Source organism: Leucobacter komagatae, assembly GCF_000834055.1.
Classification (GTDB): Bacteria; Actinomycetota; Actinomycetes; order Actinomycetales; family Microbacteriaceae; genus Leucobacter; species Leucobacter komagatae_A.
This window is the reverse complement of sequence record NZ_JXSQ01000014.1, coordinates 20,961-34,317: the sequence shown is the minus strand read 5'-3', so window position 1 is coordinate 34,317 and position 13,357 is coordinate 20,961. Positions and strand designations below refer to the sequence as shown.

Genomic DNA, 13,357 nt, shown 5'->3' with positions numbered 1-13,357 from the left:
TTTCATCCAGGAGATTCATGTCTGCGAAGCACGCAACCACCAGCACCCCGATCCTCAGCACGCTCTCTGAGCGCTGGAGCCCGAGGGCATTCGATAGCGACCACGCCCTCCCCGAGGACGCACTGCGCAGCGCCTTCGAGGCAGCACGCTGGTCGCCAAGCGCGAGCAACACCCAGCCGTGGCGCTTCATCGTTGCGCGTCGCGGAAGCGAGTCGTTCGGCAAGATTGAGGGCGCACTCGCCGGGTTCAACGCGCAGTGGGCAGGTGCTGCTTCAGCCCTGGTTGTGAACGTTGCCGTCGTGGCGAGCGAGACCGGTGAGCCGCTGCGCTGGGCCGAATACGACCTGGGGCAGGCTGTCGCTCACCTCTCCGTGCAGGCGCACTCGGAGGGTCTCTACGTGCACCAGATGGGTGGCTTCGACGCCGCTCAGATCAGCGAGGCGTTTGAGCTCGGCGCAGAACTGCGCGTCGTCTCCGTGATGACCATCGGCAAGCTTGGCGTGCCGGAGCAGCTCGCCGAAGCGCTCAAGGAGCGCGAGCTCGCTCCGCGATCGCGTGCGAGCGTCGAAGAGCTCATCATCGTCAACGACTGAGTAGACGCTGCGGGCGCGCGGCCCTGGCTACTGCGTAGTCTCGGCCGCGTACGCTTCGCCGTCGAGGCGGAGTGCGCGCACGAGGTCTGCGGCGTGCACCGTCGAGATGATCACACGAGAGAACGTGTCGAACTCGCCGATCCAGCCACGGTTCTCGTCGGCGCTCTCTGGCACCTCAAGATCGATCACGACGGCCTCGCGCCCGCGCCTTGCAAGCACGAAATCCTTGCCCCCGCGCGTGCGCCAGGTTCCGTAGGCGAGCCCGCGCGGCAGCCCGGCCCCTGGCGAGCGGATCCCGCGGATCCACACCCACGGATCCTCTGTGATGACCGCGGAGCGGATCGCCGCACGATCGAGCACGATATCGCGGCGACGGAGAGAGACCGTCTTTTCGGCAGCGGTCAGGCGAATAACCACCCGGTCCGTGTGCACCTCAACGCGAGCCACGGTCAGTCCAACATGTCGCTGTGATCGATTGCGGACTCGACCGCTTCGATGATGGCGTCGACCTCGGCCTGCCGGTCGATGCCGTTGCGGGACAACTCGAGTTCCTCAGCCGCGGCAAGGGTGTTCTCCCCAACACACACGACGAGGGTGTTCTCAGGCAGCTTCGGGAACTGCTTGCGCACTTCCTCAGCAATCTTCGCGGAAGCCACGAGGATCGCATTGATGCGGCCCGAGTCGATATCTTCGCGAATGTGCACGGAGGCCGGCACTCCAATGGTGCGAAACGCGAGCACCTGAGTGACATCGTGGCCTCGCTCAATGAGGCCCATCGTGAGAACGGGCGTTGCCACGTCCGAGCGGAGCGTCAAGACACGCAAGACCTCGCCCGAGTCGATCTCATTCCACTCCTTGAGAAGCTGGAAGGTGGTGTTGTTGTCCTCGTCGGGGGTCAGCGTGACGGGATAGCCTGCCTCGCGGAACGCGACGGCGGTCGCTTCGCCAACGATCGCAACCTTCGTTCGCTCGTGAAACTCAGCATTGTGGTGCTTGAGCACGTCGGCGACGGTCGCGCTCGTCGCCGTCATCCAATCGAACTCACCGGATTCGAGCGCCTTCAGCGCCTCGACAAGCTTGTCTTCCTCGCTCGTGTGAGAAAAGTCCACGAGCGGCGCGATCACGGTCTGTGCGCCACGATCCCGCAGCGCCTGCGACACAAGGTCACCCCAAATCCCGCCGCGCGGAACAAGCACACGGAGGCCGCCGAGCAGCTTAGCCTGATCCGACATACACCCCACATCACTCGAAACGAACAAGAACCGCGCTGAGCGCGGATTCTCAAAGATACGGCCCGCTCGGAGCCGCGTGTTCACCTATTCTCGCCCTGCGCCGGTCAAGACGCAAAACTGAGGGCCGCATCGGCACGATCGAAACCGACCCGTTACGCGTGTTGCCACCCCAACAGCATGGCCTAAGGGAGCGATCAGCGGAAATTCTTACTCGCGCGCTTTGCGAGGGCCCACACGATTGCGCCTGCCGTCGCGGCGACAACCACGACACCCGCCACGAAGACGAGCGGCCGCTCGCGACGCTCCTCCTGAATGCGCGCGGAGACTCGCTCGGTCGCATCATCGATGCGCTTCGCGTAGTTCAGCCGGTCGCTCAACTGCCCGAGGGTGTCGTAGAGCTCCGCCCGCGCAACCTGTGCCTCGGCGATGCCGAGGGCGCGCTGCTCGTGTTGGCTCATCGCTCCCCTCCATATCCATAGGTTTCCGTGGCGTTACGCGCCTGACGAGCGCCGGCCGAAGCGGTCGATACCCGCGGCTCCGGAGAGCTGTCGCTTCCGGCAGGTCGCGGGTGCGACTCAGTGTTCACGCCGATGTCTCCAAGCGCTGCTACGTCGTCTCCGACCCGCGCAAGCGTCTCTTCCGGGACCGGGTTGCCGCGCCGGATGAGCTTGAATCCAGCGAATAGCGCTCCCGCTGCGAGCAGGAGCAAGGCAGCAGCGACAACGAGCGCAGCGAGCCACCACGGCCACACGAGCGCCAGCGCAGCGATCGCCGCGATGACGAGCGCCTGCAGCGTGAAGAAGAGGAAGAACAGCGCGATAGCGACACCTACGGCGCCGATGCCGGCCTTCTTCGCAGCGCCAACGGCCTCCCGCTTCGCGTTCTCGTACTCGATTTTCGCGAGCGAGACGATCTGTTGGGGAAGCCTGGCCATCAGCTCGAAGGTGCCGGCCTCATCGCGTTTGCGGCTCATGCCGAAGTCTCCTCCGTTGGGCGTTCAGGCACAGCTGCTGTTCGCTGCGACTGCGCTGGCTCGGGCTTCGGCTGCGTTACGGCGACGAACGCAGACTTTGCTGCGCGTGCGGCCGCGGCCTTCACGTCATCAACGCGGTCGCCGACAGTGTCCTTCACTGAGGTCACTCCCTGCTGCACGAGTGGTGTCTCCCACACAGCGATTGCGCCACGCTTGATCTGCTCATAGCGAGCACGCCCGGCACGAGTTCCCAACACGTACCCGAGTGCGGCTCCGACTACGAAACCTACTTTGCCCCTCATGTGGTGCCTCCCGACCGTATTGTTCACAGCCTACTCTTCGCGGCCGACTCTTATACATTCCTATTGGGAAATATACAGCGTACCCCTCGAGGGTATCAACGCCAACTGGAGCTATTCGGAGATCCCGGTCAGCTTTCGACGCAAGACCACCGCTCGCTGCCGCGCCTCAGCGAGGGCCTCTCCAAGCTCACCCCCGTGGAGTTGCTCGCCCGCCACAATCAGATCAGGGTAGGCGGCTGCGCACTCCGCCCGTGCGAGCTCCGCAGCGTCGCGCTCAGCAAGTGTCGCGAATGCAGCGGCACGAACGCGCACGACCGGCTCGGAGGCAACGTCACCAAGTCCGGCCGCCTCGATCGCGCCGGTAAGCAAATCCGCAGGGAGCCGCGCAGGCAACTGCAGGTCCCCCGGTCCGGCTGGGCCGGAAAGCCAGATCGCACTCCCGTTGACGCCGCCGCCAAGTACGCGCGCCGTCCACGTACCTGCCTCCGCCGTTTCGAGCAGGAGGAGCCTGTCATCTGCTGGCGCATGTCCATCCGCCGACCGCGCACTCTCCCCCTGAATGCCGATATCGGCATATTGCCGCGTCGTCGCCGGCAACAGTGAGGCAAGCGCTGCAACCAGGCCCGCAACACCCTCTGTCGGCCCGGCGTCAGCGACGCCGGAGGCGTTCACGGCAACCCGTGCGATGTCCTCGAGGTCGCCAATTACGGCGTCGAATGCCAGGCGTCGGCCCTCAGCGTCGGTCACTGTCCACCCCGCGCCTTGGGAACTTGCCCGCTCGCATGACACCACCGAACTGGTAAACCGCTTTGCGCCGTAGAGCTCGAGGTGCGCCACCAAGAGCTCACCAAACTCATGCCACCCCGCGGCCGGGGCGACGACGGTTTCACGTGCAACGTGTGCTTCCTGCTGCTGCATCGCCCCGCCGCTGAGCGACCCGGCGCGGGTCAACGCTTCATTCAGCCCCTGCTCGACGAGCGCGACCTCGGCATCGTGTGCGCGCACGCCGAAGCGTTCGTGAACGAGCGGATCGACCGCGGTCTCGCGCACAGCGCGGCCGACACGTGAATCGACGAGCTTGCCGAGGTTGGGTTCTTTGCCGATCGTGAGCACGGGCTTGAGTCGATCGAGGTAGGCCCTGAAGGCGCCGGGTGCGCCGAACAGCGCGAGCGCAGCCCTCGAGAGGGGTACCGCCGGTATCCCCCAGACCGAAGACTCGGGTAGCGGGCGCCACGCGCCATCACGCGCGATCAGTGACACCTGGGCGGGTGTCACGGTCGACGGGGCTGCCCCTGGCGTGCCGTGTGCTTCGGGCGTGAGCGGAGCTGCGATCTCACCGAGCAGCGCAGCCACCTCTCCCCCTGGGTCACGCACATCGCGCTCAGGGACACGAATCGCGGTGTCCGCGATCCACACCTCGACACCGACTTCGGCGAGATCGAGCGCCGCGGCGAACGCCGCTACACCGCCTCCGAGCAGGAGCGCCTGTTTCACGCTTGCCCGAGCCCTGGCTGAGCGACAGCGACCGGACGCCACACCGTGTCAATACGTTCGCGGCCGTAGCCGTGCTTCCGGAAGATGCGCATAACCAACCACGCGAAAACGGCAAGGCCGAGGACCTGGCCAATGATCGATTCTGGACCGGCAGAACTCTCCACCTGCCCGGTGTCGGGAGTTGCCCCCGCCGCCATGAACGCGAACGCAGCGATGTTGTTGATGATGTGGATCGCAATTGCAGCCTCGAGGCCGCCCGTCTTCCAAGTGACCCAGGCAGCGGTCAGGCCCATCAGCCCAACGACGACCATGCCCCAAATATCGTAAATGTGCATGATGGCGAACACCACGGAAGATATTCCGATCGCGAGCCACGGTGAGCGCATCCACGATCCGAGCACCTGCAGGAACAAGCCGCGGAACACGACTTCCTCGGCCGCCGCCTGGAACGGCACGAGGAGGAGCACCAGCAGGAACGAAACAAGCGCCGCCGTGCCATTGAAACCGGGAGCCTCGGCGGCAATTGTGCCAGAGGTGGTGGTTGGGGAGAAAGACTCCATGGCGATACCCACGAGCATGCCGACGCCGTTCATCACCAGGATGCCGATCACCGCCGCACCCGTCGTGCGACCAAGCAGGCCCCACCGGATCTTGCCCGCTACCGACCACACACGCCCCGTGGGGCGGATGCCGAGTGAAAGCATCGCGAGCAGCACCGCGGGAATCATGAGTGCCACGCTTCCGAGGCCGAGCACGATCGACCACGGGTGCTGCGTGTCAAGGATCGGAGAGATCTGCGTGAACAGCGCATCGTTCACGTAGTCCGGGTCGAAGATCACGAGCAGCGGCATGAGCGCAAGCGAAAACGCAATGTTCATTGCGAAGTAGATGCTCGCCGCGAGCAGGAGCACGACGAGTGGCTTCCACCACGCGAACTTCGGGGCACCGCGGTAGAGCCTGTGGTACTCGAGTGGCTCGGTCTCGACCTGCTTGAACTGCGGCTGTGGCTGTGCCCAGGCCCACTGCGGTGGCGTTCCCCCGCCCGGTGCGGGCGGCGGGGCCGGTGTGCCCGGAGGCACCGCTGCACCCGGCTGCGGCTCCGGCATGCCTGGCGGCACGGGAACCACGGGTGGTAGCGACTCGCCTGGCTGGCCTGGTGCTGCGACGTGACCCGGCTGCGCCGGGGGGACGGGCAGCTCAGTCTCGCCCGGCGCTCCGGGTTCCCCCGGATGCAGTGGCCCCGCTGGCGGGACCGATGCACCCGGGGGCTGCGAACCTCCGGTGTTTGGTGTGTGACCGTCGATCGGGGGTTGCGTCATCGTGCTCCCTGGTTAGGCGCCGCGGAGGCGTTCTGCGAGGTAGGCGTGGAGTTCGGCGCGGGGTACCCGCTCCTGTTGCATCGTGTCGCGCTCGCGCACGGTCACCGCGTTGTCGTCGAGCGAATCGAAGTCGACAGTGACGCAGAACGGTGTGCCGATCTCGTCTTGGCGGCGGTAGCGCCGGCCGATCGCGCCCGAATCATCGAAGTCGATGTTCCAGTCCTCGCGGAGTTCCTGCGCGATCTCGCGGGCGAGCGGCGACAGGTTTTCGTTGCGGCTGAGCGGGAGCACCGCTGCCTTCACCGGCGCGAGGCGCGGGTCAAGAGCAAGCATCGTGCGGGTATCGGTGCCGCCCTTCGAGTTCGGCACCTCCTCCTCGCGGTATGCGTCGACGAGGAACGCCATGAGCGAGCGGGTGAGGCCGGCGGCAGGCTCGATCACGTAGGGCATCCAGCGCTCGTTCTTCGTCTGATCGAAGTAGCTGAGATCCTTGCCCGAGTGCTCGGAGTGGGTCGAGAGGTCGAAGTTTGTGCGGTTCGCGATGCCCTCGAGCTCACCCCACTCGCTGCCCGTGAAACCGAAGCGGTACTCGATGTCCGCGGTACGCTTCGAGTAGTGGGAGAGCTTCTCCTTTGGGTGGTCGTAGAAGCGCAGGTTGTCGGCGTCGATGCCGAGACCGACGTACCAGTCCATCCGCTCCTTCATCCAGTATTCCTGCCACTCTTCGTCGGTTCCCGGCTCGACGAAGAATTCCATCTCCATCTGCTCGAACTCACGGGTGCGGAAGATGAAGTTGCCCGGGGTGATCTCGTTGCGGAAGCTCTTGCCGATCTGGCCGATGCCGAACGGCGGCTTCATGCGTGCGGCCTGCAGCACGTTCGCGAAGTTCACGAAGATGCCCTGCGCGGTCTCGGGGCGGAGGTAGTGGAGGCCAGCCTCGTCGTCGACCGGCCCGAGGTAGGTCTTCAGCAGGCCGGAGAAGGCGCGCGGCTCGGTGAACTGGCCGCGGGTGCCGCAGGCGACACACACGATCTCTGACAGTCCGTCCTTCGGCGCGCGGCCCTTCTTCTCTTCGAAGGCCTCGATGAGGTGGTCTTCACGGTAGCGCTTGTGGCACTGGAGGCACTCGACGAGCGGATCACTGAAGACCTCGACGTGGCCGGAGGCTTCCCAGACGCGCTTCGGGAGGATGACGCTCGAATCGATGCCGACAACGTCGTCGCGGCGCTGGACCATCGCCTTCCACCACTGGCGCTTGATGTTCTCCTTGAGAGCAGTGCCGAGAGGGCCGTAATCCCACGCGGAACGAGAACCGCCATAAATCTCACCCGCTTGGAAGACGAAGCCGCGGTGGCGGGCGAGAGAGATGACCTTATCGAGGCGGGACTGTTCAGCCATTGTGTTATTCACTCCAAGGGGCAGACGGGGATCTTGGTTACGGTCGTGCGCGTGCCAGCGCATTCACCCCTCAAGCCTATCCTGCTCTCGCTTAGCGCACTCAGGGACGACGCGTTGGGGCCTGCTGAGCCTGCATAATATGCAGTCTCATCGCTACCTCGCCGAAGAGCAGCTGGTCACCATGCAAGAGCCGCGTGCGCTCGTGGGCAGCGAGCAGCCGTTGTGCGCCGCGTGCGACGACGTATGTTCCGTTCGCGGCCCCGAGGTCGGCCACCCAGAACTCGTTGTTGGAGGTGAGACCGAACTCGAAGTGATTTCGAGACAGCACGCGTTGAGGATCGTCGAACTTCACCACGTGCTCGTAGCTCCCCTGAGCATCAATTGGGCCCCGCCCAACGACCCCTACTCCCGCGGATGTCGAGTGTTTCGCCAGTATTCTCCCCTGCGAGTTCGATGTTGGTGAGAGTACTCCACGTGCCCGTGGCCTGATCGCACTCCATTCGCTGCAATTGTTCAACGACATCATCTGCGCCGTTTTCGCCTGGCCCGCACCGATCTCGAAGCAGCCCAGGCTCCGCACACAAGACTCTTCCGCATCTTCAAGTGTTGCAGCGCGGCAGTCAAGCGTCTCTGACGCTTCTGCTCGCCTGGAAGCTGCGAAAGCTTTGGTGTGGGAAGCAAAAGACGGCTACACCAGCACGAGTAACAGTGTCGCGAAACTGATCGACGCGGCAAGAGACCCGGGAGTTCCCGCTGATTCATGGTGGGAGAAAATCAATAACTCTGACTGGTGGCAAGTCATCGTGGTCATCGCGACCGTAGTCGTGATTATCGCGGCGATTGCCGCGTTCGTAGTGACCGGACCGATCGCGATCATCGCAGCCGTGACCGCTGCTGTGCTGGGGGCGGTGCTGCTTGCAGACGACGTGATGGCGTTCGCAGCAGGCGAGATGTCTGGGGCTGAGTTCGCCGTGATGATTGGGTTGAGTGCGATCCCTGGCGGTCGGGCGGCCCGGGCTGGAGCAAAAGCTGGAACAGCCGCGATCGACGCAGGAATTGCTGCGAGCAAGGCTGGTTCATCTACGGTCAGAGTCACCACCCGAAACGGTGAGAGCATCGTGCGCTCACGAAACCCAGACTGGTTGAACAAACTTCTCGATCGCACCGATATCGAGCCTTGGCGGCGTGTACGGGCCGAGTGGCAAGAGTTCAACTATCAAAACCATCACCGCTACCCGCAGAACGAGGTAGCACTCCGAAACGGAAAGTTTCTTGATTCCTACGTCCCTGACGTTGCGATCGTGTCGCGGAAGAATACGCAGCTCTGGGATGTTACGCCGAAAACCGCGCGTCTCTATATCGATGAGATGCTCGCAAAATACGCCCCAAATACGCCGATAGCTTCCGGCGGGAAGCTTGACGGGAGGCTTGTTCTTGAGGTTCCGGTGCAGCGTGGCGAGATCCCGCAAGCAATACTCGACCACGCGCGAAACCTCGATCCCCAAGTGCTTATTCGTGATGTCCTCGGACATATCTACAATTAGAGTCGCTACACCGTTCGTTGCCACACGTCTTCCTTGAGAAGGAGTACGCCTCGTGCATCGTTACATTTACGCAGACAAAATCGGTGCCGGCCCAGAGAACCCCAACAAACAGTGGGGGTTGTTTACCAACGAGCTCACCCCAGACGAGGCTCAAGCCCGCTACGAGCTGAACGCGCGCCAGGACGGGGAATGGTTTGGCATCGTCCGCTTTGACGAGGAGCTCGGACGTCCAACAGGGCTGATCCAGATGTGCCCTCAGGCGAATGGCCTCAAAATGCAGAAATTGGACGCCCATGGACGCGTTGAAGCATCCTACATATGGGGCGGATACTACGAACCGCATCACAAAGATCCCACACCGTACAGCGGCAACGCCACCCAGATCATGCTCTCCCAGATCACCTGGTACGCCTACCCCGAAGAAGAACGCTTCCTTAACCTCACAGACAGCATCGGAGCGGTAATGATGCAGTTCGAAGCAGACGGCTACGTGAAGGAGGAGATCATGACCCCACAAGGATTCGGCAAGCCGATGCACGTCGAGACCCGTGAATCGCGTGGCGTAGACGTCTCGCACGACTGGTTCGATATCCCCCAGTTTGGTGACTGGGAACCCCTCTTCAACCCCACCCCAACCACCGAGTAGCTGCCCCACGCAACAACCCACCAAGATCCACACCCAAGGAAGGTCTCTTGAGTAGCATTCCCAGAGAACGGATCTCCCCCGCAATGCATTCAGGCGGCACGCCCGCGTTCTCGCTCTACAGTTCCCCCGCTTTTGTGCCGGGTGGCACCGCGACGGCGACGCTCGCGGGGGAACAAATTGATTGAACAGAACTCACTGGCGGAAGGCTTTCTCATCAACGGGACACCTGACGGTGCGCTTTGGCTGCCCTTGGAGGATCTAGGAAGATGACAGAAGAGGTCTCCGTCTACTCCGATTTGCGGGCATATCGTGGCGCCCATGAGCGACCAGCAAGCGTGCGCCTCACCGAAGACGTTTCCCAACCGGCGGGACAGGTATACAAAGTGACCGTCGACATTGATGGTCTCCCCACCAGGGGTACGGCGCTGATGCATTTGCCGCGCTCGCTGCGGCCAGATCGTCCTTCGAACCTCAGGGATGGCTGCTGGGAATCAAGGGTTGCTCACCGCACTATCGCATGAGCGGCATGCTCCGTGACATGGGTGGCGGCAAGTTCATGTACGACATGTCCTTGCACGACGTCGCGGGACGGCCAACGGCTGTGAGTACATTCTCCTCGGCGCCTTTGGAAGCACTTGCGACGATCGAATCCCAGCTAGCGCAATGGCGGTCGGCACACGACTAGGATCGACCTCGCGAGTGGCCGACGGCTCGCGGTCGAGCGCATCTGCAAGGCATTGCAAGCGGCCGCGTCTACCGACTCCGCCTCGACAGGCAGACCGGCATCAACTCGGTAGATCAGGGACGCGAAGATCGCGTCGCCCTACTGGGAGTGTTACGCTCCCGGCCACTCCCCCAGCACGATGTTCTCCGGAGCCTCGCCGGCGCGCAGGTGCGCGATCTGCCTGCGGACCAGATCCACCATCCGCGGCAGCATCGCGGTCGAGTCACCGCCAACGTGGGGCGTGATGAGCGCATTCGGCAGCGACCACAGCGGGTGATCGCTGGGCAGTGGCTCAGGGTCTGTGACGTCGAGCGCCGCGCGCAGCCTGCCCGCTGTCAGTTCGGCTACGAGGGCGTCCGTGTCGATAAGCGGCCCGCGCCCCACGTTCACCACGAGCGCGTCGTCCGGCAGCGCGGCAAGCGCCGCCGCGTCAAACAGGCCCCGCGTTGCATCGCTCAACGGCAACCCGACGATGAGGATCTCGGTATCCGCAAGGAGGTTCGTCAACTCGTCGATACCGTGCACATGCACGGGCTCACCCGCAAGGTTCTGCTCGTCGCGCGGCGAACGCGCGAGCCGCGTGATCTGCGTCTCGAAGCCAGCAAGGCGCGCCTCGATTGCCTTGCCAACCCCGCCGTAACCGACGATGAGTACGCGTCGGTCGGCGAGGCTTGGGAACGTGCGCAGATCCCACCTGCCTTCGAGACCATCTCGCGTGAATGCTGGCAGGCCACGCTGCGCTGCGATCGTCAGCCCGAGTGCGAGCTCCGCTGTCGACGCTTCGTGCACGCTTGTCGCGTTTGCGACTGGCAGGCCGGCGGGAACGTAGCGGTCGAGCCCGTTGAAGCCGATCGACTGCCACTGCACGAGCTTCACGTCGATCTCGGCGAGGTTCGCGAGCCTGCGGATGCCTCCCCAGTAGGGCGGCACGACGATGTCAATGCTCTGGCGAGGCGCCGGCCCTTCGACGTCCCACTCGACAATCTCGACGCCGTCGATCTCACCGACGGCCTCTCGCAGGTCGGGATCGGTCGGCAGTGACAAGACGAAATCGCTCATTTCTCAAGTCTAGGGGTGGCCAGGCGGCGCCGCATCAACGGTCGTGCCCAGTTCAGAGAAAGCCGCAAGAAACTCTCTCGCCCGCGCCTGAATAGCCCCCGTGTCTCCCGTTTCAACGGCGGCGGCCGGCGCGAGCTCCGAGCCGGCACCGACCGCGATTGCCCCGGCTTCGAACCAGGCGCCAAGGTTGCCAGGGTTCACCCCGCCCGTCGGCACGAACCGCGCATCGGGATAAGGGCCGCTGAGCGCCCTGATACCCGCGGGGCCAGCGATCCCACCTGGGAAAAACTTCACTATGTCGGCGCCAGCCCGCATCACGGCGAGCACCTCACCGGCGGTAAATGCGCCGATCATCGCGAGCGCACCCGAGTCGATGATCTGCGCGGTGACATCAGCAGCGTGGCCGGGAGAGACGAGAAACTCCGCACCGTTCGCGACCGCGGCGTCGACCTGCGCGACCGCCGTTACAGTGCCTGCGCCGATCACCGCGCGATCCCCAGCGAACGCGGCGAGCTCCGCAATCACCCGCGGCGCCTCCGGCACAGTGAAGGTCACCTCGATAGCGCCAATACCTGCGTCGATGAGTGCCTCCCCGGCAACGATCGCGCGCTCAGCGCTGCTCGCGCGCAGCACCGCGACTATGCCCCCGAGGCTGACCGCGCGGAGCGTCTCGTGTTTGTTGCGCACGGCAGTCACAGCACCTTGCGGGCGATACGCTCACCAATGCGTAGGGCGGTCACTGCGCCGGCGGCGTTGCGCACATACGGAACCAAATGGTCGGGGTCATCGATCCCCGGGTCGACCGAGAGCAGCCCCTCACCAACCGGCAGCAGCCAAGGACTCGACATCGGGTCGATCGTAAACGACCCATCACCGCGGTTTGCTGGCAGCGAGATCATCTCGAACGCCCGCCCGTCGTCTCGAACCCGCAGCCTAACCTGCCCGTAAAACCCGCAGTCGTAGAGGCCGACGAGCTCGCTGAATTGCTCGGGGTCGAACGCAGGAACCGTGCTCGCCTGTTGCACCCCGTAGAGCGCGTCGAGGATGACACCCTCAACCGCCCGCACGAGCGGCTTCCCCTTAACGGAGTTCGACAGGATCGCGTAGGAGAGCGCATCCTCGGGAATCATCATGAAGCGGCTCGCGTAGCCGATCGTCAGTCCGTCGTGGCCGAAGGCCGCCCTGTCGCGCTTTGGCTCAATCATCCAGGCGTAGCCGACATCGAGACCGGGAACCTGGCGCGATGCGAGGACGCGCGTGAACCCGAGTGCGTCATTGGTTTCCGCCGCGTACTGCGAGTAGCGCATGAGCTGTCGCGGTGTGCTGAGCACTCCCCCACCTGGAACGTCCCACCCGGGAAGCTGCCAGCCGAGCTGCCACCCCTCATTCCGTGCGAGGCGCGGCTCGTCTTCTGTGATGTCGTGCGGCGCAGCGACCCGATGGGTGATAGCTTCGTCCGCCGTGGTGAAGGTCTGCTCCATCCCAGCAGGCAGGAGCACGCGCTCGCGCAGCACATCGGCCCAGGCTTTGCCCGTGATCCGCTCGATCACGGCGCCCGCAACCATGAACCCCGGGCCGGAGTACGAGAAGTCGGAGCCTGGAACAAACATCAGCTCGTCCTCTGCGTAGTGAGTAATCGAGGCCTGGATGCTGTCGTCGGCGTGCTCCGCGAGGAGTTCGTGTGCGCGACCGATCATGTACTGCGCGTCGATCCCTGAACCGTGTGTGAGGAGGTGCCGCATGGTGATGCGCTCGTCGAGTGCGCCGAGCCCCGCGAGCAGTGGCGCGACGGGCGCGTCGATGTCGAGCAGGCCCTCTGCCTCGAGCTGCGCGGCGACGACGCCGACAAACGTCTTCGAGATTGAGCCGACCTGAAAGATCGTGTCGCCTGTGACCGGCAGCGGGTGTTCGAGATTTGTCACACCGTAGCCGCTAGCGATCTCTGCGTCGCCGATGCGAACACCGATCCCGACACCCGGCACGCGGTGCTCGGCTAGCAGCTGCGGCACCTCAGCGTCGAGCGCCGCCTGTACCGCAGCGAGTTGGGTAGTCGTCAACTGGGTCATCATCTGT

At 64.2% G+C, this 13,357-nt stretch carries 15 protein-coding genes; 3 read left to right on the top strand and 12 right to left on the bottom strand.

Annotation, left to right across the window (positions count from 1 at the left end):
- Nucleotides 1-17 precede the first annotated feature (17 nt).
- Entirely contained in the window at nt 18-593 is a 576-nt protein-coding gene (locus SD72_RS10785) for a nitroreductase family protein (protein WP_042544462.1), read from the top strand.
- 27 nt (nt 594-620) lie between these two features.
- On the opposite strand, the gene SD72_RS10780 is transcribed toward SD72_RS10785, so the two are convergent.
- The 9 genes from SD72_RS10780 to SD72_RS17420 form a co-directional block, all read right to left on the bottom strand.
- A complete protein-coding gene (locus SD72_RS10780; RefSeq protein WP_042544461.1) occupies nt 621-1,040 on the bottom strand; it encodes a hypothetical protein in 420 nt (139 codons plus the stop codon).
- A 2-nt stretch (nt 1,041-1,042) separates the two neighbouring features.
- Nucleotides 1,043-1,825 carry a uroporphyrinogen-III synthase gene (locus tag SD72_RS10775; RefSeq protein ID WP_042544460.1) on the bottom strand — a complete coding sequence of 261 codons (783 nt, stop codon included), beginning with the start codon at nt 1,823-1,825 and terminating at the stop codon, nt 1,043-1,045.
- Nucleotides 1,826-2,019: 194 nt separating this feature from the next.
- Complete coding sequence (locus tag SD72_RS10770; RefSeq protein ID WP_042544459.1) at nt 2,020-2,283, bottom strand: DUF3618 domain-containing protein; 264 nt, start codon at nt 2,281-2,283, stop codon at nt 2,020-2,022.
- Nucleotides 2,280-2,798, bottom strand: coding sequence for a phage holin family protein (locus SD72_RS10765; protein ID WP_084767144.1), 519 nt, complete (start codon nt 2,796-2,798; stop codon nt 2,280-2,282). Before SD72_RS10765 ends, SD72_RS10770 begins: the two co-directional genes overlap by 4 nt.
- Nucleotides 2,795-3,100 (bottom strand): hypothetical protein, encoded by a 306-nt coding sequence (locus tag SD72_RS10760; protein WP_042544458.1) that lies wholly within the window; start codon nt 3,098-3,100, stop codon nt 2,795-2,797. Before SD72_RS10760 ends, SD72_RS10765 begins: the two co-directional genes overlap by 4 nt.
- A 111-nt stretch (nt 3,101-3,211) precedes the next feature.
- Nucleotides 3,212-4,594 (bottom strand): hypothetical protein, encoded by a 1,383-nt coding sequence (locus SD72_RS10755; protein ID WP_042544457.1) that lies wholly within the window; start codon nt 4,592-4,594, stop codon nt 3,212-3,214.
- Nucleotides 4,591-5,913 (bottom strand): CPBP family glutamic-type intramembrane protease, encoded by a 1,323-nt coding sequence (locus tag SD72_RS10750; RefSeq protein WP_232299728.1) that lies wholly within the window; start codon nt 5,911-5,913, stop codon nt 4,591-4,593. The genes SD72_RS10755 and SD72_RS10750 overlap by 4 nt, the downstream gene beginning before the upstream one ends.
- 12 nt (nt 5,914-5,925) lie before the next feature.
- Complete coding sequence (locus SD72_RS10745; RefSeq protein WP_042544455.1) at nt 5,926-7,311, bottom strand: glycine--tRNA ligase; 1,386 nt, start codon at nt 7,309-7,311, stop codon at nt 5,926-5,928.
- 100 nt (nt 7,312-7,411) lie between these two features.
- The gene (locus SD72_RS17420; RefSeq protein WP_232299730.1) at nt 7,412-7,834 is read right to left on the bottom strand and encodes an FHA domain-containing protein; all 423 of its coding nucleotides are present in this window, start codon (nt 7,832-7,834) and stop codon (nt 7,412-7,414) included.
- 142 nt (nt 7,835-7,976) lie between these two features.
- Between SD72_RS17420 and SD72_RS16995 the strand changes: the two genes are divergently transcribed.
- Together SD72_RS16995 and SD72_RS10730 are read left to right on the top strand one after the other, a co-directional pair.
- The gene (locus SD72_RS16995; protein WP_157000546.1) at nt 7,977-8,855 is read left to right on the top strand and encodes a hypothetical protein; all 879 of its coding nucleotides are present in this window, start codon (nt 7,977-7,979) and stop codon (nt 8,853-8,855) included.
- A gap of 52 nt (nt 8,856-8,907) precedes the next feature.
- The gene (locus SD72_RS10730) at nt 8,908-9,501 is read left to right on the top strand and encodes a hypothetical protein (RefSeq protein WP_042544453.1); all 594 of its coding nucleotides are present in this window, start codon (nt 8,908-8,910) and stop codon (nt 9,499-9,501) included.
- A gap of 835 nt (nt 9,502-10,336) precedes the next feature.
- Here the strand turns inward: SD72_RS10730 and SD72_RS10725 are convergent.
- From SD72_RS10725 to SD72_RS10715, 3 genes are read right to left on the bottom strand one after another with little or no spacing between them, the layout of a single operon-like run.
- Nucleotides 10,337-11,284, bottom strand: a complete 948-nt coding sequence (locus SD72_RS10725; protein ID WP_042544452.1) for a 2-hydroxyacid dehydrogenase — start codon at nt 11,282-11,284, stop codon at nt 10,337-10,339.
- 9 nt (nt 11,285-11,293) lie between these two features.
- The gene (locus SD72_RS10720) at nt 11,294-11,971 is read right to left on the bottom strand and encodes a bifunctional 4-hydroxy-2-oxoglutarate aldolase/2-dehydro-3-deoxy-phosphogluconate aldolase (protein ID WP_042544511.1); all 678 of its coding nucleotides are present in this window, start codon (nt 11,969-11,971) and stop codon (nt 11,294-11,296) included.
- Between the two features lie 5 nt (nt 11,972-11,976).
- Entirely contained in the window at nt 11,977-13,353 is a 1,377-nt protein-coding gene (locus SD72_RS10715) for a serine hydrolase domain-containing protein (protein ID WP_042544451.1), read from the bottom strand.
- Between the last annotated feature and the right edge of the window lie 4 nt (nt 13,354-13,357).